Source organism: Maribacter hydrothermalis (genome assembly GCF_001913155.1).
Taxonomy (GTDB): Bacteria; Bacteroidota; Bacteroidia; order Flavobacteriales; family Flavobacteriaceae; genus Maribacter; species Maribacter hydrothermalis.
The window spans coordinates 3,699,925-3,723,269 of record NZ_CP018760.1 but is presented as its reverse complement, the minus strand read 5'-3'; the positions used below and the strand labels follow the sequence as shown (position 1 = coordinate 3,723,269).

Sequence of the window (23,345 nt, the reverse complement as noted above, 5' to 3'; positions counted from 1 at the left end):
TTAAAATAACAGTAGAGCAAAACTATAATTGTAACCTTTACTACCTTGTACTTACACAAAATAGTACTAAATACAATTGATATGATTACAGATGACAAGAGTACCCATAAAAATAACACATCCAATGCTTTAAAAAATGATGTTCTCCAAAACCAGCCCGTAAAACAACAAAAAAATCCTAAAAAAGACATTGGTAAACCTGTTAACAATGGCGGTGTGGCAACTGCTAAATATGACCTTCATTTAGAGAAGCAATGGCTGGCGGTAAAGGATGAATATCTCGCTAATTTTCCAGAAACGGAAAATTATGATTCTACTAAGGAAGAAAATAGTTTAGAAGCCTTAATTTCTGATATTGCCAAAAAGAGAAAAAAATCGCCACAAGAAATTCACGACGAAATAATGAATTGGAAGCAAAAAAGGTAAGTATGAAAAATATTATAAACTTTATCATTATTGCTCTTATAGTGAGTTGGATTATAGGTTTTGTAGTGTTTAAAGTATTAAGCGTTCTAATACATTTACTTCTTCTTGTAGCGCTGGTTCTATTAGTTTACAACTGGCTTACTAATAAAAAAAGCATTTAGAGCACTATTTCACTAATACACTAATTCCCTATTTCACTAATTCACTAATTCACTATTTCACTAATTCACTAATTCACTATTTCACTAATTCACTATTTCACTATTTCACTAATTCACTAATTCACTAATTCACTATTTAACTAATTCACTATTTCACTATTTCACTAATTTAAACGCCCATAACTTTTTACTGTAGTTCGTAACAAGCACCACAACTTATTACTAGTTTTGCATTTTTAAATAAATAGCATGATTTCAGTAGATAATTTAGCCGTAGAATTCAGTGGCACTACCCTATTCAGTGACGTTTCGTTTGTCATAAACCCAACCGATAAAATTGCACTTATGGGTAAAAATGGCGCGGGTAAGTCTACCATGATGAAAATAATTGCTGGCGAACAAAAAAGCACCCGTGGTAATGTTCGTGTACCTAAAGATGCTGTTATTGCCTATTTACCACAACACTTACTAACTGAAGATAACTGTACCGTTTTTGAAGAGGCTGCAAAAGCATTTAAACATGTTTTTGAAATGCGCGATGAAATGGATAAGCTGAACAAAGAACTGGAAACCAGAACAGATTATGAAAGTGATGCGTATATGAGCATCATTGAAAAAGTGTCTGATTTAGGGGAAAAATATTATGCCTTAGATGAGGTAAACTATGATGCAGAAGTAGAAAAGGCATTAAAAGGCTTAGGTTTTAAGCAGGAAGATTTTATTAGGCAAACCAATGAGTTTAGTGGTGGTTGGCGTATGCGAATAGAATTGGCTAAAATTCTTTTACAAAAACCCGATTTAATTCTTTTAGACGAGCCTACCAACCATATAGATATAGAATCGGTTATTTGGTTAGAAGATTTTTTATTGAACAAAGCCAATGCGGTAATGGTAATCTCTCACGATAGGGCGTTTATCGATAATATTACCAACCGTACCATTGAAGTTACCATGGGGCGTATTTACGACTATAAAGCTAATTACTCCCATTATTTACAATTACGGGAAGACCGTAGATCTCACCAAATAAAAGCCTACCAAGAGCAACAAAAATTTATAGCTGATAACATAGCCTTTATTGAGCGCTTTAAAGGCACGTATTCAAAAACCAACCAAGTTACCTCTAGGGAGCGTATGCTCGAAAAATTGCAAATTATAGAGATTGATGAAATAGACACTTCTTCACTAAAATTACGTTTTCCTCCCTCACCACGTTCTGGAGATTATCCTGTTACCGTTAAAGATGTTTCAAAGTCCTATGATAACCATATTGTTTTCAAGGACGCCAATATGTCTATTGCCCGCGGCGAAAAAGTATCTTTTGTGGGTAGAAACGGAGAAGGTAAATCTACCATGATTAAGGCAATTTTAAACGAAATTCAAGTAGAAGGTACATGTCAATTAGGGCATAATGTAAAAGTGGGGTATTTTGCACAGAACCAGGCATCATTGTTAGACCCAGAGTTAACAATTTTTCAGACTGTAGATGAGGTTGCTTTTGGCGACATTCGCAACCAGATAAAGAATATTCTAGGCAGGTTTATGTTCAGTGGAGATGATATTGATAAAAAAGTAAGCATGCTATCGGGAGGAGAAAAAACCCGTTTGGCCATGGTAAAATTATTATTGGAGCCCGTAAATCTTTTAATTCTGGATGAACCTACCAACCACTTAGATTTAAAATCGAAAGATGTATTAAAAGAAGCATTATCAACGTATGATGGTACTCTTATTTTAGTTTCTCACGATAGAGATTTTTTACAAGGTTTATCTCAAAAAGTTTTCGAATTTAAAGAACAACGCGTTATAGAACATTTTGAAACCATAGATGCTTTCTTAGAAAGGAACAGGATTAAAAGTATAGCCGAAATTAATTTGATGAAATAGGTACCATAAACAGTTGTTTTTACTTTTTATTCTTAAAACAGCTATTTAATAACCAAATAAGCCCTAAGATAATTCTTAGGGCTTATTGATAGTGATAAGATGGCTTATTATTTTCCACCATCTAGTTTTTCTTGTAGTGTTTTTAATTTATCCCAATCTCCAGCAGCAGCTAATTTAGCTTGTTTAGGCCATGTACCTGGTTTGTGCATGGTATAACGAGGCCCTGCAGCTTTTAGAATATCTTCAAGAGACTTTACAGATGCTTTACTTAGTTTTTCAAATGTACCATACCCTTTCTCAGTTAAGATAGATGCAATTTTAGGTCCTACCCCTTCAATTTTCTTTAAATCATCTTTTTTTGGTTTTGTTTCAGGCTTCTTAGCGACCGGTTTTTTTACCGCTGCCTTTTTAACTGTGGGTTTCTTAACTGCTGTTTTTTTAACTGGTTTCTTTTTTTCAGGTAGCGCACTTAAATCTACCACGCTATTATCAATACCAATATAAGGCGAGCGAACATAATCATCCGCTGCATGATCATTAAACCATCCCTTATCTTCACTTAAATAGCGAAACTCATATCGTTTCCCATTTTTAAGTTTAATAGTCTTGCTATAAGAACCATCCTTTTTTTCCATTTGATGCGCACTATCATTCGATTTCCAATTATTAAAATCTCCTAACAACAATACGTTTGATGTACTTGGCGCTTCATTTTTTCCTACGGTAAACGTAACTAATGTATACGCACCGGTGCCTTTTGTGTCTTTTGTTAATGCCATTTTCTGTAGTGTTTAAAATTCTTGAATAAAAGTTACGCAGAAATAACACATTTCCAAAAGTTTACTTAAATGAATTGTACATTTTAATTGGATAACCCGATTGGAATTATAAATAACCAATTGTAAAAATTTTAGTATAAGGGTTAAATTATTCAAAATAGAAGAAAAATCTTTTATTAGTATGGTAGTTTAATTATATATCGTAATATTGCAATGAAACAATAAAGTGAAAAAATGGGATTAGCAAAAACAGAAATGTTTACCGATGAACAGAACAAGATTTCTCTGTTCGCCAAAGTATTTGGTCACCCTGCGCGTGTTGCTATATTGCAGCATCTGTTTAAAATAGATACCTGCATTTGTGGAGACTTGGTCAGTGAAATAGGTTTGGCACAACCGACTATTTCTCAACACTTAAAAGAATTGAAAAATTTAGGATTAATAAAAGGTAATGTTGAAGGTACCAGTGTTTGTTACTGTATAGATAAAGACAACTGGTCTAACATGAAAGATATTATGATTAAATTCTTGGATCAAGACATTCCAAATACCGATTGCTGTTAAAAAAATTTGAATTCTTTTATCGGTTTATTACGATTAATATAACGCGTATTTTAAATAAAAAACAAGATTATGAAACTATCAGAAATTAAAAAACACTTAGCAAAATTAGATACTATAGCCTTTGAATTACCAAATGGTGATTTGGTACCTAACCATTTTCATGTTACGGAAATAGGTAAGATTACCAAAAATTTCATTGACTGTGGTGGCACTGTTCGAAATGAGGAAGTAGTAAGCTTTCAATTATGGAATGCCAATGATTATGACCATAGACTTCACCCAGAAAAATTAATCAACATTATTGAACTTTCTGAAAAGGTATTGGGCATAGAAGATTTAGAAATAGAAGTTGAATACCAAGGACAAACCATAGAGAAGTTTGGTCTTGATTTTGACGGTACTAATTTCATCTTAGCATCGAAACAAACAGACTGTTTAGCAAAAGACAATTGTGGCATACCTGCAGAGAAACCAAAACTAAACCTTGCAGAGGTTAATAACGAACCATGTTGCGCGCCTGACGGAAACTGCTGTTAACTACCAATAAACATGATATAAAATGATAACTACAAAAACCACTATGTTACCAGAAATTGAGAATTTAATCAAAGATCTACAACCATATTCAATTACCGAAGAACGTAAGGTTGTCTTGCAGCCATTGGTAGATTTCATTCAAGAGAAAACTACAAATGACCAAGAAATAAGAATCAACTTTATTTGCACGCATAACTCCAGAAGAAGTCACCTATCTCAAGTATGGGCACAGACCATGGCTACCTATTTTACTATTAAAAATGTATATTGCTACTCTGGTGGTACAGAAGCTACGGCATTGTTCCCAATGGTTGCAGAGACATTAAAGAATCAAGGTTTCCAGATTCAAAAATTATCGGACACCAGTAATCCTGTATATGCTATAAAGTTTTCTGAGAATGAGCATCCGGTAATTGGTTTTTCTAAATCTTATGAAGATTCGTTTAATCCGGCTTCACAGTTTACGGCGGTCATGACTTGTTCGCAAGCAGATGGTGGTTGTCCTTTTATTGCAGGTGCAGAAAAAAGAGTACCTATCACTTTTGAAGATCCAAAAGCGTTTGACAACATGCCGCAGCAAGCAGAAAAGTATGCTGAAAGAAGTATTCAGATTGCAACGGAATTATTTTACATATTCTCACAAATCAGCAAATAAAAATGGCATCTAAAAAACTAAGCTTTCTAGATAAAAACCTAACCTGGTGGATTTTTGCCGCAATGGTTTTAGGGGTTGGTATTGGTTACTTTTTTCCAAGCTTTCCAGATATTATAAATAGCTTTAGTAGTGGTAGTACTAACATTCCCATAGCCATCGGCTTAATATTAATGATGTATCCGCCTTTGGCAAAAGTGAACTATGCATTATTACCTAAGGTATTTAGAAACACTAAAATTCTATCTATCTCTTTAATCTTAAACTGGATTATTGGTCCGGTTTTAATGTTCATTTTAGCCATTACCTTTTTATCAGATTACCCAGAATACATGGTTGGTCTTATACTTATAGGTTTGGCGCGTTGTATTGCTATGGTATTGGTATGGAACGACCTTGCCGATGGTAGTAGTGAGTACGGAGCCGGCTTGGTAGCATTGAACAGTATATTTCAAGTATTTGCCTATAGTTTCTATGCATGGATATTTATTACAGTACTTCCACCCTACTTCGGTTTTGAAGGTGCAATTGTAGATATCTCTATTGGTACCATTGCCGAAAGTGTAGCCATCTATTTAGGGTTACCGTTTTTAATGGGGATATTAAGCAGATTGATTTTAGTAAAACTCAAAGGCGAAGATTGGTATACGAATAAGTTCATACCTGCAATTTCACCAATGACATTGATTGCACTGCTATTCACCATTGTTATCATGTTTTCGTTAAAAGGAGAATTAATAGTTGAAATACCTATGGATGTGCTCATCATTGCAGTTCCGTTATTAATTTATTTCACCTTAATGTTCATTATTGGGTTTTTCTTTACCAAAGCAACGGGTGCAGAATATGATAAAACAGCATCAGTAGCATTTACGGCAGCCGGAAACAATTTTGAATTGGCAATTGCAGTTGCTATTGCGGTATTCGGACTCAATTCCGGTCAGGCATTTGCTGGTGTAATAGGTCCGCTGGTAGAAGTACCTGCGTTGATATTTTTAGTAAAAGTCTCTTTTTGGTTAAAGAAAAAGTACTATTCTAAATCAACACCTGAAACAGTTTAGATTTTTATTATAAAAAAAGTAAAACAAAACACTCGCAAAACTTAGTTGGAGTCAGGATTCACATTCTTAGCTCCAACTCTTTATATTAATTACCTCCATAGCAAAAGTATTTTCAAATTCGACAAAAAGTGCTTGAAATTCTGTAATTAGTGTTCTAATACCTACGCATATCGACATAACTTTGTACTTATAAACAAACGAAAAATATATATGAGTTCCAAAAAAAATAGTTTTGAACAGTATACAAACAGTAACTTTGAAAACTTAAAACCAATATTTCGCATCTTATTGTTACGCTGAATTTTTGCGTTAAATGATTTAAAATGTTTAAAAAAATAATGATTGCAACACTTTCAATACTAGCAATTTTAGTAGTTATCACCCTGTTGTTCATCAACTTCTACCCTAGTTTTGGTGGTAATACAACAAAAGAACAAAAACTGATTTATGAACGATCTAATCAATATAAAGACGGAAAGTTTAGAAATAACAATGATGTTCCTAAAGATTTAGGATTTTCTGAAACAGTTAGTTTAGCGTATAAATTCTTTACTACTAAAGTTCCTAATGGGAGACCTAAAGAAGATTTAAAACCACAACAAATAGACTCCGTATCTATTGCCGATTATAAAGGAGAGGCAAGAATGATTTGGTTTGGTCATTCGTCCTTTTTATTACAGATTGATAGAAAGAATATTCTTATTGACCCTATGTTTGGTGCAGTAGCCGCTCCTCACCCACTTTTAGGTGCTAATCGATTTAATAAGGAATTTCCAATAGCCATAGACAAATTACCACAGATTGATGCAGTTATATTTTCTCATGATCACTATGACCATCTAGATTATGAATCTGTTTTAAAAATCAAAGACAAGACCAATCATTTTTATACGCCATTAGGTGTAGGCAACCACTTAAAAACTTGGGGCGTACCCACTACAAAAATCACTGAAATGGATTGGTGGCAAGAAAACCAATTTGGTAACTTAAAATTAGTATGCACTCCTGCGCAACACTTTTCTGGCAGAAACTTTAACAATGGGCAAAGTACCTTATGGAGCTCCTGGGTAATTACATCACCAACAGAAAATATTTACTTTAGTGGTGACAGCGGATATGCCAATCACTTTAAAGAAATAGGAGAAAAATACGGACCTTTTGACCTAGCTTTAATGGAATGTGGACAATACAACCAAATGTGGTCAGATATTCACATGATGCCAGAAGAAACCGCACAAGCAGGTATCGATGTAAGGGCAAAAAAAATAATGCCAATACACTGGGCAGGTTTTAAACTGGCTTTACATGAATGGACAGATCCTATTAAAAGAGTTGAACTAAAAGCAGCTGAATTAAACATTTCCGTTATTTCGCCCCAAATAGGACAAGAAATTATTGTAAAAGATTCGGTGAATAACTATTATGATTGGTGGAAAGGGTTATAAAAACAATAAGCCTGAAAGACCCTAATTATAAAATTTAGCTTTCTTAAATTTTCTTCATTTGTATTTTCATTATTTCTTTCAAAGAAAAAATTGAAACAAAAGAAATAAGTTGCTTATAATTACCCGTTCAGATATTTTCAATCTAATATTAAAAACAGGGTACAATTCATCTTAAGGTAGATAATTTTTAATTTAAAATAATAAGTAATAAAATTACGTAGTTGAATTTTCAACAATGATATACTGTAACCATTTGTTTTATTTAGTTAAATTTAAGATTGTCATATGTAAACACACCCAACTCTATTTTAAATTCAATAAAACAATTAAAAAGTTTTTAAACCTTACCCAAGATATTATTAATAAAAAACCTAATTACCAACTCAACTTATGTCAATAAATAACGACTACACTACATTCGAAAGTTTAAACGAAGAACAATTACCCGTAGCAAAACATAAATTACATGATTGGACTCATTTTGCAGGCTTATATGCCGCCGAACATGTTGCGGCAACAGAGTTTGTAATTGGAGCTACGTTTGTAGCATTAGGAGCCAAAACAATGGATATTATTTTGGGTTTGTTAATAGGAAATATTCTGGCAGTTTTAAGCTGGACGTTCATTACTTCACCCATTGCCGTAGAAACTAGGTTAAGCTTATACACCTACCTAAATAAAATTGCTGGAGATTCTATGACGAAGCTTTACAATTGGGCAAACGTTATTATTTTCTCAGTTATATCGGCCGCTATGATTACTGTTTCTGCCACCGCAGTGAGGTTTGCTTTCGATATACCCGCACAATTGAACTGGTATCCCACCAATATGTGGTTTGTAATTATAGTATTTTGTGTAGGTTTAGTTGTTGTATCAATTGCTTTATACGGATTTAATGCAGTATCAGAATTTTCAGGGATATGTGCTCCATGGCTTTTCGTAATGTTCACCAGTGGTGCAATGGTTTTACTTCCAGCTTTATCTTTAGATGTTTTAGGAACAACTTTACCAAGCGGATGGAATGATTTGATATCGCTCGGAGATAAATCGATATGGACAGGAATTGATAGTACTGGAGAAACCGGTATTGGACTTGTTGAGGTCATAGGATTCGCCTGGGCAGCAAACACTATTACCCATTTTGGATTAATAGATATGGCGTTATTACGTTTTGCCAAGAAGAAATCTTACGGACTCGCAACCAGTACTGGTATGATGTTCGGACATTATGTTGCCTGGATAGCAGCCGGAATTATGGGAGCAGGTGCAGCAGTAATCTTAGGAAAATCAATCGTAGAATTGGATCCCGGCGATGTTGCTTTTTATGCCTTAGGATGGTCTGGTTTTGTTATCGTAATCGTAGCAGGTTGGACCACGGCAATTACCAATTTATATAGAGCGGGATTAGCAGCGCAAGCAATTTTTCACAATCATTCACGAAAAAAGACAACTATAGTGGTTGGTTTAATAACTATAGCCATAGCATGTTTCCCTTTTGTTTTCTCACAGATTTTACCGCTGTTAACCTATGCTGGTCTATTAGTAGTTCCTGTTGGGGCAATAGTATTTGCAGAACATCAAATATTCCCAAGAATTGGATACACTCGTTATTGGTCATCTTACAGCAATTTAACCTTTAGCACACCCGCTATTGTTTCATGGGGACTAGGATTAGTATTCGGCTTTGGCTTGAACGCTTTAAATGTAATGTCTTTCTTCTATTTATTTATACCAACATGGGTTTTCACTATCGGAGTCTACACGTTCTTTGCGGGTCGTTATGGAGCAAAAGAGAAATATCCTGAGGCAGAAGAAAAAGAAGAAATACGAAATGAAAAAATTGTGGCTTTTCAAGAGGAAAAAAGCAAATTAAAAACTAAACCAAATAATGACACCTCGCTATTCTCTAAGTTTTTAAAACTGGTGTCAATTGTAGCGCTAATAATTACCTTGGTATTAGCAAGTATTGTTCTTTTTGACAGCGCCAATAAGAACAGCTATATTACTAATAGAGAGCTGTTTTACACGTATGCATTTGTTTGTACGGTTACCTATTTTATAACGGCATACTGGGTATTACTACGTGGAAAATCAAAAAAATTAAGCTAAAAATGAAAAAAGAAATCATGCTGAACACAAAGAACTTGGCAGAAATAAGCAATCAATTACCAACACCTACATTTGATAGAGCATTGCTAAAACCTGGTATTGTACATGTTGGTGTTGGGGGTTTTCATAGAGCTCACCAAGCATACTATACTCACCTTTTACAAGAAAAGGGAGATGCTGCTGAATGGGGTATCTGTGGCATTGGCCTTCGAAAAGGAGACCAAAAAATTCATGATGTTCTTCAAAAACAAGACGGGTTATATACGTTAATTGTAAATCATCCTGATGGTAAGATAGATTCACAAGTAATTGGTTCTATTATTGACTTTAAACTTGGTCATGAAACTCCCGATGTAGTTATTGACCAAATGGCGCATCCTGATACAAAAATAGTATCATTAACGATTACCGAAGGAGGCTATAATTTCAACTCTTCCACAGGTGATTTTGATTTTGATAATACAGATGTACAGCACGAATTACAGCATCCGAATGACCCTAAAACCATTTACGGTTTTTTAACGGCTGCCATTAAAAAAAGACGCAATCTTGGCTTACCTGCTTTTACGGTAATGTCTTGCGACAATATTCAGCACAATGGTGATGTAACCAGAGAAATGCTACTTGCTTTTGCAAACAGACAAGATAAAGAATTGGCTGAATATATCGAAAAAGAAGTGGGCTTCCCTAATAGCATGGTAGATCGAATTACTCCGGTTACTACTCAAGCAGATATTGATTATTTAGAAAGTACTTATAATGTAAAAGACGAATGGCCAGTAACTTGTGAGCCTTTTATACAATGGGTCATTGAAGATAATTTCTCTAATGGAAGACCAGAATTCGAAAAAGTTGGAGTGCAGTTTGTACCAGACGTAAAGCCATACGAAAAAATGAAGCTGCGATTATTAAATGCAGGGCATTCTGTATTGGGTATTCTAGGAGCTATTCATGGTCACCCAACTATTAACGCATGTATGGAAGATGATTTGTTCGTTACCTATTTACGAGCGTTCATGGACGAAGAAGCGACTCCTGTTTTAGACAAATTAGAAGGCATAGATTTAACTGCATATAAAGATAGTTTACAAGAACGTTTTGCAAACCCGAATATAAAAGATAGTGTTAGTCGTATTTGCTCAGAAAGTTCTGCAAAATTGCCGAAATTTTTAATTGCAACCATTCAAGATAATTTAGCAAAAGGCGGAAGCATTACATATGCAACTTTAGTCATTGCAGCTTGGTGTTACTACAGTGATAAAGGAATAGATAAAAACGGTAACCCGATTGAAATTATTGATGCTACGCAAGAACAACTACATGCGGCAGCAAGCAAAACAAACACTGACCCTTTAGCTTTTATAAGACAAGAATCAATATTTGGCAACTTAATTAATGAAGAAAAATTCACTAGTCTTTACAGCGAATTAGTTCAGCAAATTTATACAGACTCCGACATTAAGAAGCATATGACTAAATTAATTTAGCACTTTCAACATCAGTAACATATAACCTAAATAATAGTTTTGTTTTTTTCAAAGTAATCGAAGCTAATGATATTGCAAAGAATAACATTACATATGTAAATCGCACTCATATTCGTACTTTTGCACCTTTGCTATGAATACATGATTAATTTTGAAGAAAATATAGAGGTTAAAGGGGCGCGCGTTCATAACCTAAAAAATATAGATGTTACCATTCCCCGAGATAAACTAGTCGTAATAACTGGCTTGTCCGGTAGTGGTAAATCCTCATTAGCTTTTGACACCATATATGCAGAAGGTCAAAGACGATATATTGAAACGTTTTCTGCTTATGCAAGGCAGTTTTTAGGCGGATTGGAACGACCAGACGTTGATAAAATTGATGGATTATCTCCAGTTATTGCCATTGAGCAAAAAACAACCTCTAAATCTCCTAGGTCTACAGTTGGTACTATTACCGAAATTTATGATTTTCTAAGACTTCTTTTTGCGCGTGCTGCAGATGCACATAGTTATAATACCGGCGAAAAGATGGTAAGTTATAGCGATGAGCAGATTAAAAATTTGATTATTGAATCGTATTCCGATAAAAAAATAAATATTCTAGCTCCTGTAATAAAATCAAGAAAAGGTCACTATCGCGAATTATTTGAACAAATTGCCAAGCAAGGGTTTGTAAAAGTTAGAGTTGATGGTGAGGTAAAAGATATTGTAAAAGGCATGAAAGTAGATCGTTACAAGACTCACGATATTGAGATTGTAATTGACCGACTAAAAGTTGTTGAAAGCGAAGATTTTAATAAGCGTTTATCTGAAACCATAAATACAGCAATGTATAGTGGTGATAACGTACTTATGGTTTTAGAGGAAGGCACAGATATACCTAGGTATTTTAGTAGAGATTTAATGTGCCCATCAACAGGTATCTCCTACCCTAACCCTGAGCCTAATACATTTTCATTTAACTCACCAAAAGGCATGTGCCCAAACTGTAGTGGTTTAGGTCATGTTTATGAAGTTAATGAGAAGAAGATTTTTCCAGACAAAAAATTATCAATTAAAGCTGGTGGCATTGCACCTTTAGGCGATTACAAAAAATCTTGGGCATTTAAACAGATTGAAACAATCGCAGAACGTTATAATTTTCAGATTACTGACCCCATAGAAAAAATTCCGACCGAAGCTATTCAAATATTGCTTAATGGTGGTAAAGAAAGTTTTGAGGTTGACTCAAAAACATTAGGAGTTAAAAGAACCTATAAAATAGATTACGAAGGAATTTCTAACTTCATCAAAAATCAATTTGAGGAAGCGGCTACAACCTCAATAAAAAGATGGGCCAAAGAGTATATGGATAAAATTATTTGTCCTACTTGCGAAGGTTTTCGGCTTAAAAAAGAATCGCTCTATTTTAAAATAGAAGATAAAAATATTGCTGAGTTGGCCAATTTAGATATTGTAGAACTAGCAAATTTCTTTAATGAATTAGATGAAATATTAAAAGGCAATCAATTAAAGATAGCCGAAGAAATTATAAAGGAAATTAATACTAGAATCCAATTTTTATTAGATGTTGGGTTAGACTATCTATCATTAAACAGAAGTTCCAAATCACTTTCTGGTGGCGAAGCACAGCGTATTCGTTTGGCCACCCAAATTGGCTCTCAACTAGTTGGCGTGCTATATATTTTAGATGAACCGAGCATTGGCCTACATCAAAGGGACAATGAGCGTTTAATAAAATCTTTAGAATCGTTAAGAGATATTGGAAATTCGGTTATTGTAGTAGAGCATGACCGAGATATGATAGAGCGTGCAGACCATGTTATAGATATTGGCCCTAAAGCGGGTAAAAATGGTGGTGAAATTATTTCTCAAGGAACACCTGATCAACTCATGAATTTTAACACGCTAACGGCAGATTATATGACCGGAGCGAAAAAGATTGCCGTTCCAAAAAAGAGAAGGGTCGGAAATGGTCATGAAATTGTATTAACTGGTTGTACAGGGAATAATTTAAAAAATGTTACCGTAAAATTTCCACTGGGCAAAATGATTGGGGTAACTGGAGTTTCGGGAAGTGGAAAATCTACCTTAATCAATGAAACACTTTATCCTATAATGAACGCCCATTATTTTAATGGCGTTAAAATACCTATGCCCTATAAAAAAATTACCGGGTTAGAGCATATAGATAAAGTTATTGATATTAACCAATCGCCAATTGGTAGAACACCGAGATCCAACCCTGCTACCTATACAGGTGTATTTAGTGAAATAAGGTCATTATTTACCAAAACTACAGAAGCCTCCATACGAGGATATAAACCTGGTAGGTTTAGCTTTAATGTAAAAGGTGGACGTTGCGAAACTTGTCAAGGTGGCGGTTTACGCGTTATTGAAATGAACTTTTTACCGGATGTTTACGTAGAATGTGAAACATGTAATGGTAAAAGATTTAATAGAGAAACATTAGAAATACGTTATAAAGGCAAGTCAATTTCCGATGTTTTAGAAATGACTATTGATGAAGCGGTATCTTTTTTTGAACTAATTCCTAAAATACATCGTAAGTTAAAGACCATACAAGATGTTGGGTTAGGATATATTTCGCTAGGACAGCAATCCACTACTCTTTCGGGTGGTGAAGCACAACGAATAAAACTGGCAACAGAATTATCTAAGAGAGATACTGGTAATACATTCTATATTTTAGATGAACCTACAACCGGACTTCATTTTGAAGATATACGTGTTTTAATGGAGGTTTTGAATAAATTAGCAGATAAAGGAAATACCGTATTAGTAATAGAGCACAATATGGATGTAATTAAAATGGTAGATTACATCATTGATATTGGTTATGAAGGCGGCCGTTCTGGTGGGCAACTTGTTGCCAAAGGAACACCAGAAGAAGTAGCAAAGGATAAAAAAAGTTATACAGCGACTTTTCTAAAAAGAGAGTTAGCATTTTAAATGTAGTATTTAAATACTAATAGCATAGTAAAAAATATATGAGATCAGAAAAACATCATAAAGGTTGGAATGAAATAAAAACAAACGACTCTTGGGCCATTTTTAAAATAATGGGTGAGTTTGTTAATGGTTTTGAACGTATGAGCAAAATAGGACCTTGTGTTTCTATTTTTGGTTCAGCAAGGACAAAGGAAGAAGACCCTTATTACAAACTAGCTGTATCCATAGCAAAATCAATTGCTGAAGCGGGCTATGGTGTAATTACTGGTGGTGGACCAGGTATAATGGAAGCAGGTAACAGAGGTGCGAATCTTGCTGGTGGAACTTCAGTAGGTTTAAATATTGATTTACCTTTTGAGCAACATGACAATCCGTATATTGACAATGATAAGAGTTTAGACTTTGATTATTTCTTTGTTAGAAAAGTAATGTTTGTAAAATACTCTCAAGGGTTTGTCGTAATGCCAGGCGGATTTGGAACATTAGATGAACTTTTTGAAGCTATTACATTAATACAAACTCATAAAATTGGAAAATTTCCAATTATACTAGTGGGAAGTGAGTTTTGGACAGGACTAATGGACTGGGTTAAAGGCACCATGCTTAAAATGGGCACTATTAGTCCTGAAGATTTAAATCTTATTAAAATTGTAGATACCGAAGAAGAAGTTGTAGAAATAATAGACTCTTTCTACAAAGGGCATTCAATGAGTCCTAATTTTTAATCAAAGCCTTGATCAAAAAATTCAATATCCTTTTTTGTTTTAGCCTAATTCTTTTGGTTTCATTTGTAACCAATGGGTATGGGCAGTATGAAACAAACTTAACAGTTACCTTAAATGAGTATACCAAAGAGTTAGATATTCGTCAAGAATTCACATATTATAATAATTCCAATTACAATTTAGGAGTGCTCTATTTTAATGATTGGGCAAATGCATATTCAGATAAAAATACGGCTTTGGCAAAGAGGTTTGCACAAGAATTTAAAAAATCATTGCACCTAGCTAAAGCCGATGAACGCGGCAACACAACCATAATTAGTGTAGTAGATGATGCATATAACGGCTTAGAATGGAATCATACAGAAAATCAAGATATTTTAAAGGTTACGTTAAACAACATACTACCTGCAAAGGCTTCAACCAAAATTTTCATCACCTACAAGGTTAAGCTACCTCCAAATAAATACACACCATATGGTTATGACCAAAGAGGCGACTACTACCTTAAAGACTGGTATTTAACACCCGCAGTTTATGACGGTAAATGGCATTTGTATTCTAACAAAAATCTAGAAGATTTATATATGAATGTTACCAATACGGTAATTGATTTTAAATTTCCAGATAGTCTACATTTAGCTTCAAACTTTACAATAGAATCTTTAACCACATTTCCTAATGGTCAGTTTGCACAATTAAAGGGAAACCTTCAAACAGGAGGAGAAATCATTTTGAATACTAAAAAAGAGTTTACAACCCATGTAACTCCACACATGAAATTTCTTACTAATATTCAAGCTCCAAGGTATAGCCCAATTGGTCAAGGTATTTCAATTAATAAAGTAGCTGATTTTATTTATAGTAATTTAGGAACTTATCCTCATGAAAAAATATTGGTTAGTGAATTAGATTATAATAAAGATCCCTTATATGGACTTAACCAATTACCCTCATTTATAAGACCTTATGAAGAACAATTTCAATTTGAAATGAAATTTCTTAAAACTGCGATAAATAGCATTTTAAGAGAGACTATGTTTTTAAATCCTCGCAAAGAGCAATGGCTAAACAGTGCTATTGCCAATTATTTAATGATTGCATATGTTGAAAAATATTACCCTGATCAAAAACTTTTGGGTAAACTTTCTAAAATTTGGGGGTTTAGAAGTTTTGAATTGGCAAAAATGGATTTCAACGACCAATATTCATTCCTATATAACTTAACTGCTCGTAAAAATCTAGACCAAGCACTGCAAACATCAAACGATTCGCTTATAAAATTTAATCAAAAAATTGCTAATAAATATAAAGCAGGCTTGGGACTAGCCTATCTTGCCGATTATATAGGGAAAGAAAAAGTAGATGAAAGTATTAAAACATTTTTTAAATATTATAAATCAAATACAGTCAAAATACTAGATTTTGAGTCTATTCTTAAACGCTCAACAACCCAAGACATCAATTGGTTTTTTAAAGATTATGTATCAACAGATCGTAAAATTGATTTTAAAATAAAAAAGGTAAATAAGACTAACGATTCCCTTGCAGTAACCATTAAAAATAAAGAAGGCACCAACGTACCAATTTCAGTGTTTGGTCTTAAAAATGATTCTATAATATCAGAATATTGGTTTAGTGATATTAAGTTCGAGGAAACCTTTACAATTCCTAATAACCAAGAAGATAAATTAGTACTTAATTACGACCAGACAATACCAGAGTTTAACCAGCGAGATAACTGGAAATCTTTAAAAGGGTTTTTATCCAGTAACAAGAAATTAAATTTCACTTTTTTTAAGGATGCCGAAAACCCATATTACAATCAGGTGTTTTATGTACCTGTTTTAAATTTCAACGTTTATGACGGCTGGGCACCAGGAATGCGACTGTATAATAAAACACTCCTAGAACGCCCTTTTGTTTATGACTTCTCCCCATCCTATTCGTTTAGGGAAAAGGCTTTTGTAGGTTATGGCAAATTTAATTACAGAAAGTATTTGAGTAAAAGTGGTTTGTATGTTGCCAATTACGGCTTAGGAGCTTCCACTTCACACTTTAATGAAAATTCTCGGTATACTTCTATAACGCCATCATTAAGTTTCGGCTTTAGACCCGAAGATTTATTATCGAACAAAAGAGAATTTCTTTCCTTTAGATATGTAAATATTTTACGTGATTTTGATGCTTCATTACAAAGTTTGGCAAACGACCCAGAAAATCCTGATTATAGTGTATTTAATGCCCGCTATTTGAATAGAAATAATGGAATATTAGATTACAACTCTTGGTTCGTAGATTTCCAATTAGCAGGTAATTTTAGTAAACTAGCTTTTGAATATGAATACCGAAAATTATTTGAAAACAACCGTCAATTAAATTTAAGGTTTTTTGCGGGTAAATTCTTAAGTAATAAAACGGAAACCGATTTTTTTAGTTTCGCATTAGATAGGCCAACAGATTATTTGTTTGATTATGGGTATTTAGGCAGATCAGAAGACTCGGGTATTTACAGCCAACAAATAATTATTGCCGAAGGGGGCTTTAAATCTTTCTTAGACCAGAAATACAGATTTTCAAACAATTGGATGGCCACTGTTAACGGGAGTTTTAACCTTTGGAGATGGATTGAATTATATGGAGATGCAGGATTGGTAAAAAATACAGGTATAAATGAAAAATTCGTTTACGATTCTGGAGTTCGCTTAAATTTAGTGACCGATTATTTTGAGTTATATCTTCCCGTTTATTCCAATAATGGTTGGGAAATTTCGCAACCAAACTACGGAGAAAAGATTCGTTTTATTATTACCGTAAGTCCAAAAACGCTAACTGGGCTATTCACTAGAAAATGGTTTTAAAATCAAGAATTCTAGCTCTGTTATCACAATTCGCCAAAAAAATTAAGATATTTTCACCTATTCGCCACATTTGTTGAAAAATATGGAATAAATTAACTCGCTACAGCGTTGCTAAGAAGAGCATGATTCGGTAATTTTGCATAAACACGTTTAATACATGGATGTTTCTTCAAAAACTAGTAACGATATTTCTTTCGATGATTTCAAAGAGCAAATCATAAGCGATTATGAAATTGCCTTTTTAAGCAGAACTTGTAGTTTACTAGGAAGAAAAGAAGTCCTTACCGGTAAAGCAAAATTCGGCATATTTGGAGACGGCAAAGAATTGCCTCAATTGGCAATGGCCAGGTCATTTAAAAATGGAGATTTTAGAAGTGGTTATTATAGAGACCAAACCTTTATGATGGCTTTAGGTCTTCTAAAACCAAAAGACTTTTTTCACGCACTTTACGCAACAACTGACATTGAAAAAGAACCCATGAGTGCCGGTAGACAAATGGGCGGTCATTTTTTAACACATAGTTTAAATACCGACGGTAGTTGGAAAGATCTTACAAAACAAAAAAATAGTAGTGCAGATATTTCATGTACTGCTGGGCAAATGCCAAGACTCTTAGGCCTAGCACAAGCATCAAAAGTATACCGTAATCAAAAAGGCTTGGATAGCGCTAAATTTTCTGTAAATGGTAATGAAATTGCTTGGGGCACTATAGGAAATGCAAGTACCAGTGAAGGTATGTTTTTTGAAACTATCAATGCGGCAGGTGTACTTCAAGTACCCATGGTAATTAGTATTTGGGATGACGAATATGGCATATCCGTTCCTGCAAAACATCATACTACAAAAGAAGATATATCAAAAGTCCTCAAAGGATTTCAAAGAACTGACGATGAAAATGGATATGAAATTTTCAAAGTTAACGGTTGGGATTATACTGCATTAATGCACGCCTACGAAAATGCCGCTGACATTGCCAGACAAGAGCATGTGCCTGTAATGATACATGTAAAAGAATTAACACAACCTCAGGGACATTCTACATCAGGATCTCATGAGCGGTATAAAGACAATAATAGATTAGCCTGGGAGCGGGATAATGATTGCAATAAGCGATTTAAAGAATGGATTTTAGAATCTGGAATAGCGAATAATGAGGAGTTAGAATCTATTGAAAAACGAATTAAACGAACTGTAAGGGAAGCTAAAAAACAAGCTTGGGAAGAATACTTAGAAGGTTTACTTTCTGCTAAAAACACCTTAGTTAGTTTAATAGATCAGGCAGCGGCAAAAAGTCCAAATAAAAACTTTTTAAATAAACTTAAAAACGATTTAATTGCTACAGAAGAGCCTATTAAAAAAGACTTGGCTATTTCTGCTCGTAAATCGTTACGTTTTCTTTTAGGAGAAACGAGCACTGAGAAAACAGCATTAGTTAATTGGACAACGAACTTTTTAAAAGAATCACAAGATACATATAGCAAGCATCTTTACAGTGAAAATGAAAATAAGGCTACCAATATTAATGCAATTGCCCCGATTTTTAAAGATGATGCCGAAGAAGTAGACGGCAGGGTTATACTACGGGATAATTTCGATAAATTATTTGAGAAATATCCTAATACCTTAATTTTTGGAGAAGACACTGGTGCTATCGGTGATGTAAATCAAGGATTAGAAGGAATGCAAGAAAAATATGGTGATATTCGTGTGTCCGATACTGGCATTCGAGAAACCACCATTATTGGTCAAGGTTTAGGAATGGCCTTAAGAGGTCTAAGACCTATTGCCGAAATACAGTATTTAGATTATATATTTTATGCACTGCCTACATTAACAGATGATTTAGCATCGTTACTTTATAGAACAGCCGGGAAACAAAAAGCTCCGTTAATCATAAGAACAAGAGGTCATAGACTAGAAGGCATTTGGCATTCTGGCTCAGAAATGGGCGGACTAATACATTTGCTTCGTGGAATGTATATTTTGGCTCCGCGCAATATGACACAGGCAGCAGGATTCTACAATACATTATTAAAAAGTGATGAACCAGCTTTAGTAATTGAAAGTTTAAACGGGTATCGCTTAAAAGAAAAAAAACCTAGTAATCTTGGTGAGTATTGCACTCCAATTGGTAAAATAGAGACTATTAAAGAAGGGAACGACATTACTTTAGTTTCCTATGGTTCTACCTTAAGAATTGTTGAAAAAGCTGCTAAGGAACTTTTAGAAGTAGGTATAGATGCCGAAATAATTGATGCGCAAACACTCTTACCTTTTGATATTACAAAAGATGTTTTAGAAAGTATCAAGAAAACAAATAGATTATTAGTTATTGATGAAGATGTACCAGGCGGATGCTCCGCTTACTTACTAAATGAAATTATTGAAAAACAAGGGGCATTTAAATATTTAGATAGTCCACCACAAACGTTGAGTGCCAAGGCACATAGACCGGCTTATGGAAGCGATGGCGATTATTTTTCGAAACCAAATAGAGAGGATATTTTCGAAAAGGTTTATGCAATTATGCATGAGGTAAGCCCTAATGATTACCCTAAATTAAGATAAAACACAAATAGTTAAGTATAAAAAAATCCCATTAGTAAATGGGATTTTTTTATGCTAGTAAACTACCATAGGGCAAGTCCGTAAAGCATTAATATAACTTTCAACACTAAATTTCAACACAAGCTTGCCTCACTGGAAGGCAGGTATCAGAACATTTAAATCTAGATTGTTAAATAAAATTATTTATTAATTTTTAATCTCCGAATTCGATATAGGGAGTATAGCTTTTTTTGGATTTCCATCTGCATCAATTTCTATAATTGCATCGAAGCCTAAACCATCAAGTTTTTCGGCAATTTTAGCCCTATCTCCTACCATAAACCAATTTACAGCTTCAGGTTTAACTACTTTTTTACTTACTTCCCTAACCTCATTTAAAGACAGGTTTCTAACATTAGCGTCATAGCTTTGATAATAGTCATCTGCCAAATCATATTGAATTAAATTAACAATTGACTGATTTACGGCACTATTTGTTTCCCACTGTCCTGGTAAGCTTAAAATTTGATTCGTTTTAACCTTGTCCAATTCCGCTTGCGTTACGGGTCTTGTTGAAATAAATTCTGATATTTCTTTACGTAGTTCCGTTACAGACTCTGCAGATTTATTGGTTTGTACAGGTGCGTACATAATAAATGGTCTTTCTGCCTTTGCGCCCATTACAAAACCACTTGCCCCATATGCCCAATGCTTGTCTTCACGAAGATTCATATTAATTCTAGAAGTAAAATCACCCCCTAAAACACTTACCATTTGTTCTAAAGCAATTTGAGAAACATCGCCATACTTTTCAGTAAGGTGACCGGCTAGTATAACAGACTGCTCAGATTCAGGGCGGTCCATTAAATAAAGTGTATTCTTAGAATTTACTTTTGGTGTAGGAAATGTAATTGTAGGTATATCTCCCTTTTTCCATTTCCCAAAAGACTTTTCTAATTTCGATTTCAACTCCTGCATATCTAAATCACCCGTTACAATCAGGGTGGCATTATTAGGTCTGATCCAAGTTGAATAAAAATTTTCAACATCTGTTTTTGTTAATTTGGAAACCGATTCGGTATACCCTGTACCTGTGTAAGGATTACTATAAGGGTGTCCTTCACCATAAAGATATTTATTCATGACCCTAAGGGCCATTGAAATAGGTTCTGATTTTTCTTGTTGAATTGTATTAAGTTGGTCATCCTTCAATCGTTCAAATTCCTTGTCGGGAAAAGCTGGATTTAAAACCACATCGGCAAATAAATCTATACTCGCATCTAAACTAGGTTTCAATGTATTTAAATAAACATTAGAATTATCTTGGCTAGAATAACTATAAAGGCTAGCCCCCAATAATTGTAACTTTTCATTAATTTGAAGAGAATTTAATTCTTTGGTTCCCTCATCTAATAAATCCATTGACAATTCAGCCGTGCCTGGGCTCGAAAGAAAATCAGTTTTATAACCTGCATTAAACATTAAATTCATTACTACGGTTGGCACTCCTGTTCTTTTTGCCAAAACTATGTTCATTCCGTTAGATAATTTATCTCTTTGTAGTTCTGGGAATTTTGAACTTTTAGCTTCACCTATTACTGGCAACTTTGTTCTATCAATAGTACTTTCTGTAATTGAATATTCTGGAAAAGGCTTACAAAGCAATATGTGTTTTCCATTGCTAAGCCATTTTTTTGCCGTATTCTGCACATCTAAAACGGTTGAATTTTCTACGTATTTCAAAACAGTTTTATAGTATGAGGCATCACCGAAATAGGTTTCATTAGAAGCTAAAATATCTGACACTCCACCAAATCCTCCAATACGTTCCAGCCCCTTAATAAATCCCGAAAAATATGCGGCTTTAACTCTTTTCAGTTCATTTTCAGTAGGCCCGTCCTTTATCAATTTAGCCAGTTCTTCTTCCATGATTTGTTGCACTTTGGCAACATCACCACCAGGCTTAACATTGGCCCATGTTACAAACTCACTGGCAATTTCATTAGAAGCTTGGAATGATACAACAGAACTTGCCAATTGCTCATCGTATACTAGCCTCTTATATAGTCGGGAGTTTTTACCACTCGTAAGAATTGAAGATATTAAATCGAAATGAATATCCTCTTTATTTCCAAATTCTGGCGTGTTCCAACTAAACAATATACGCGCTTCTGGTACTCTATCTTCATAAACTTGATAGGTATCTGTAGTCTTCGTTGGTATATTTACTTCTTGTCTAGCAATTGTTGGTCCTGCCGGAATATCTCCAAAATAAGCCAAAACTTTTTTATACACTTCTTGAGGGTTTACATCACCGGCAACCGCTACCACCGCATTTGCTGTACCATAGTAAACCTTAAACCATTCTTGTACATCTTCTAAAGATGCAGCGTTCAAGTCTTCCATTTCACCAATAACAGTCCAAGAATATGGGTGCCCTTTAGGGTACATAGCATTCGTCAATAAATCCCATTGTTTACCATAAGGTTGATTTTCACCTTGTCTTTTTTCATTTTGGACAACACCGCGTTGTTCATCTAATTTGGCTTGATCAATAGCGCCCAACAAATGACCCATTCTATCTGATTCTAAGAATAGTACTTGGTCAAGAGCAGAAATAGGAACATTTTGAAAATAATTTGTACGGTCAGAATTTGTTGTGCCATTTAAATCAGTACCACCTATACGCTCTAATGCCTGAAAATAATCGTCGTTAAAATTTTCACTACCGTTAAACATTAAATGTTCAAAAAGATGCGCGAATCCACTTTTACCTGGCTTTTCGTTTTTGGATCCTACATGGTACCAGACATTGACCGCTGCAATTGGTGCTTTATGATCTTCATGTACAAGCAGCGTTAAACCATTAGGTAATACAAAGCGCTCATATTTTAAATCTATCTGGTCAGATTTAAATTCAAAGTCTTGTGCATTTTGTATACCTACAATGAAAATGGTAAGCATAATAAAAAGGATTGTTTTTTTCATGATGAATAGTATTTTGTTTTTAACAAACAACCTCGGGGCAAGTCCACAAGGCATTAAATTGAAAATTTAGTTAATATTTCGACGCATGCGTCGGAGCATTTAAATCACGGTTATCGAGTAAATATAACATTTAAAGATAGTA

General features: G+C 34.2%; 16 protein-coding genes. 14 read left to right on the top strand and 2 right to left on the bottom strand.

Annotation, left to right across the window (positions count from 1 at the left end; all coding sequences use genetic code 11):
• Positions 1 to 81: 81 nt before the first annotated feature.
• The 3 genes from BTR34_RS15930 to BTR34_RS15925 all read left to right on the top strand — a co-directional run bounded on the left by BTR34_RS15930 (position 82) and on the right by BTR34_RS15925 (position 2,474).
• The gene (locus tag BTR34_RS15930) at positions 82 to 426 is read left to right on the top strand and encodes a hypothetical protein (protein WP_068482995.1); all 345 of its coding nucleotides are present in this window, start codon (positions 82 to 84) and stop codon (positions 424 to 426) included.
• A 2-nt stretch (positions 427 to 428) separates the two neighbouring features.
• Positions 429 to 587 carry a lmo0937 family membrane protein gene (locus BTR34_RS18840; RefSeq protein ID WP_197496132.1) on the top strand — a complete coding sequence of 53 codons (159 nt, stop codon included), beginning with the start codon at positions 429 to 431 and terminating at the stop codon, positions 585 to 587.
• 249 nt (positions 588 to 836) lie between these two features.
• Positions 837 to 2,474: an ABC-F family ATP-binding cassette domain-containing protein gene (locus BTR34_RS15925; RefSeq protein WP_068482992.1), complete on the top strand. Its 1,638-nt coding sequence runs from the start codon at positions 837 to 839 to the stop codon at positions 2,472 to 2,474.
• 107 nt (positions 2,475 to 2,581) lie between these two features.
• Here BTR34_RS15925 and BTR34_RS15920 read toward each other — a convergent pair whose 3' ends face one another.
• Positions 2,582 to 3,253 carry an isoamylase early set domain-containing protein gene (locus BTR34_RS15920; RefSeq protein ID WP_082960118.1) on the bottom strand — a complete coding sequence of 224 codons (672 nt, stop codon included), beginning with the start codon at positions 3,251 to 3,253 and terminating at the stop codon, positions 2,582 to 2,584.
• A gap of 234 nt (positions 3,254 to 3,487) precedes the next feature.
• Between BTR34_RS15920 and BTR34_RS15915 the strand changes: the two genes are divergently transcribed.
• The 11 genes from BTR34_RS15915 to BTR34_RS15865 all read left to right on the top strand — a co-directional run bounded on the left by BTR34_RS15915 (position 3,488) and on the right by BTR34_RS15865 (position 20,236).
• Positions 3,488 to 3,817 (top strand): ArsR/SmtB family transcription factor, encoded by a 330-nt coding sequence (locus BTR34_RS15915; protein ID WP_068482989.1) that lies wholly within the window; start codon positions 3,488 to 3,490, stop codon positions 3,815 to 3,817.
• A 69-nt stretch (positions 3,818 to 3,886) separates the two neighbouring features.
• The gene (locus BTR34_RS15910) at positions 3,887 to 4,354 is read left to right on the top strand and encodes a DUF6428 family protein (protein ID WP_068482985.1); all 468 of its coding nucleotides are present in this window, start codon (positions 3,887 to 3,889) and stop codon (positions 4,352 to 4,354) included.
• Positions 4,355 to 4,376: 22 nt separating this feature from the next.
• The gene (locus BTR34_RS15905; RefSeq protein ID WP_068482982.1) at positions 4,377 to 5,009 is read left to right on the top strand and encodes an arsenate-mycothiol transferase ArsC; all 633 of its coding nucleotides are present in this window, start codon (positions 4,377 to 4,379) and stop codon (positions 5,007 to 5,009) included.
• Positions 5,010 to 5,011: 2 nt separating this feature from the next.
• Positions 5,012 to 6,067, top strand: a complete 1,056-nt coding sequence (gene arsB, locus BTR34_RS15900; protein ID WP_068482978.1) for an ACR3 family arsenite efflux transporter — start codon at positions 5,012 to 5,014, stop codon at positions 6,065 to 6,067.
• 323 nt (positions 6,068 to 6,390) lie between these two features.
• Positions 6,391 to 7,512 (top strand): MBL fold metallo-hydrolase, encoded by a 1,122-nt coding sequence (locus tag BTR34_RS15895; RefSeq protein WP_235843172.1) that lies wholly within the window; start codon positions 6,391 to 6,393, stop codon positions 7,510 to 7,512.
• A gap of 390 nt (positions 7,513 to 7,902) precedes the next feature.
• Positions 7,903 to 9,621 carry a purine-cytosine permease family protein gene (locus tag BTR34_RS15890; RefSeq protein WP_068482976.1) on the top strand — a complete coding sequence of 573 codons (1,719 nt, stop codon included), beginning with the start codon at positions 7,903 to 7,905 and terminating at the stop codon, positions 9,619 to 9,621.
• Positions 9,622 to 9,623: 2 nt separating this feature from the next.
• Positions 9,624 to 11,108, top strand: a complete 1,485-nt coding sequence (locus BTR34_RS15885; RefSeq protein ID WP_068482974.1) for a mannitol dehydrogenase family protein — start codon at positions 9,624 to 9,626, stop codon at positions 11,106 to 11,108.
• Positions 11,109 to 11,249: 141 nt separating this feature from the next.
• A complete protein-coding gene (gene uvrA / locus BTR34_RS15880; protein ID WP_068482971.1) occupies positions 11,250 to 14,084 on the top strand; it encodes an excinuclease ABC subunit UvrA in 2,835 nt (944 codons plus the stop codon).
• A gap of 38 nt (positions 14,085 to 14,122) precedes the next feature.
• Positions 14,123 to 14,809: an LOG family protein gene (locus BTR34_RS15875; RefSeq protein ID WP_068482968.1), complete on the top strand. Its 687-nt coding sequence runs from the start codon at positions 14,123 to 14,125 to the stop codon at positions 14,807 to 14,809.
• 53 nt (positions 14,810 to 14,862) lie between these two features.
• Entirely contained in the window at positions 14,863 to 17,667 is a 2,805-nt protein-coding gene (locus BTR34_RS15870) for a gluzincin family metallopeptidase (RefSeq protein ID WP_235843171.1), read from the top strand.
• Between the two features lie 157 nt (positions 17,668 to 17,824).
• The gene (locus tag BTR34_RS15865; RefSeq protein WP_068482964.1) at positions 17,825 to 20,236 is read left to right on the top strand and encodes an alpha-ketoacid dehydrogenase subunit alpha/beta; all 2,412 of its coding nucleotides are present in this window, start codon (positions 17,825 to 17,827) and stop codon (positions 20,234 to 20,236) included.
• 186 nt (positions 20,237 to 20,422) lie between these two features.
• Here BTR34_RS15865 and BTR34_RS15860 read toward each other — a convergent pair whose 3' ends face one another.
• Positions 20,423 to 23,203: a M16 family metallopeptidase gene (locus BTR34_RS15860; RefSeq protein ID WP_068482961.1), complete on the bottom strand. Its 2,781-nt coding sequence runs from the start codon at positions 23,201 to 23,203 to the stop codon at positions 20,423 to 20,425.
• Positions 23,204 to 23,345 lie beyond the last annotated feature (142 nt).

What these genes read in the sequence shown, in the direction of transcription:
- BTR34_RS15930 (WP_068482995.1), top strand. Translation starts at nt 82, where the DNA reads ATGATTACAGATGACAAGAGTACCCATAAAAATAACACATCCAATGCT.
- BTR34_RS18840 (WP_197496132.1), top strand. Translation starts at nt 429, where the DNA reads ATGAAAAATATTATAAACTTTATCATTATTGCTCTTATAGTGAGTTGG.
- BTR34_RS15925 (WP_068482992.1), top strand. Translation starts at nt 837, where the DNA reads ATGATTTCAGTAGATAATTTAGCCGTAGAATTCAGTGGCACTACCCTA.
- BTR34_RS15920 (WP_082960118.1), bottom strand. Translation starts at nt 3,253, where the DNA reads ATGGCATTAACAAAAGACACAAAAGGCACCGGTGCGTATACATTAGTT.
- BTR34_RS15915 (WP_068482989.1), top strand. Translation starts at nt 3,488, where the DNA reads ATGGGATTAGCAAAAACAGAAATGTTTACCGATGAACAGAACAAGATT.
- BTR34_RS15910 (WP_068482985.1), top strand. Translation starts at nt 3,887, where the DNA reads ATGAAACTATCAGAAATTAAAAAACACTTAGCAAAATTAGATACTATA.
- BTR34_RS15905 (WP_068482982.1), top strand. Translation starts at nt 4,377, where the DNA reads ATGATAACTACAAAAACCACTATGTTACCAGAAATTGAGAATTTAATC.
- arsB (WP_068482978.1), top strand. Translation starts at nt 5,012, where the DNA reads ATGGCATCTAAAAAACTAAGCTTTCTAGATAAAAACCTAACCTGGTGG.
- BTR34_RS15895 (WP_235843172.1), top strand. Translation starts at nt 6,391, where the DNA reads ATGTTTAAAAAAATAATGATTGCAACACTTTCAATACTAGCAATTTTA.
- BTR34_RS15890 (WP_068482976.1), top strand. Translation starts at nt 7,903, where the DNA reads ATGTCAATAAATAACGACTACACTACATTCGAAAGTTTAAACGAAGAA.
- BTR34_RS15885 (WP_068482974.1), top strand. Translation starts at nt 9,624, where the DNA reads ATGAAAAAAGAAATCATGCTGAACACAAAGAACTTGGCAGAAATAAGC.
- uvrA (WP_068482971.1), top strand. Translation starts at nt 11,250, where the DNA reads ATGATTAATTTTGAAGAAAATATAGAGGTTAAAGGGGCGCGCGTTCAT.
- BTR34_RS15875 (WP_068482968.1), top strand. Translation starts at nt 14,123, where the DNA reads ATGAGATCAGAAAAACATCATAAAGGTTGGAATGAAATAAAAACAAAC.
- BTR34_RS15865 (WP_068482964.1), top strand. Translation starts at nt 17,825, where the DNA reads ATGGATGTTTCTTCAAAAACTAGTAACGATATTTCTTTCGATGATTTC.
- BTR34_RS15860 (WP_068482961.1), bottom strand. Translation starts at nt 23,203, where the DNA reads ATGAAAAAAACAATCCTTTTTATTATGCTTACCATTTTCATTGTAGGT.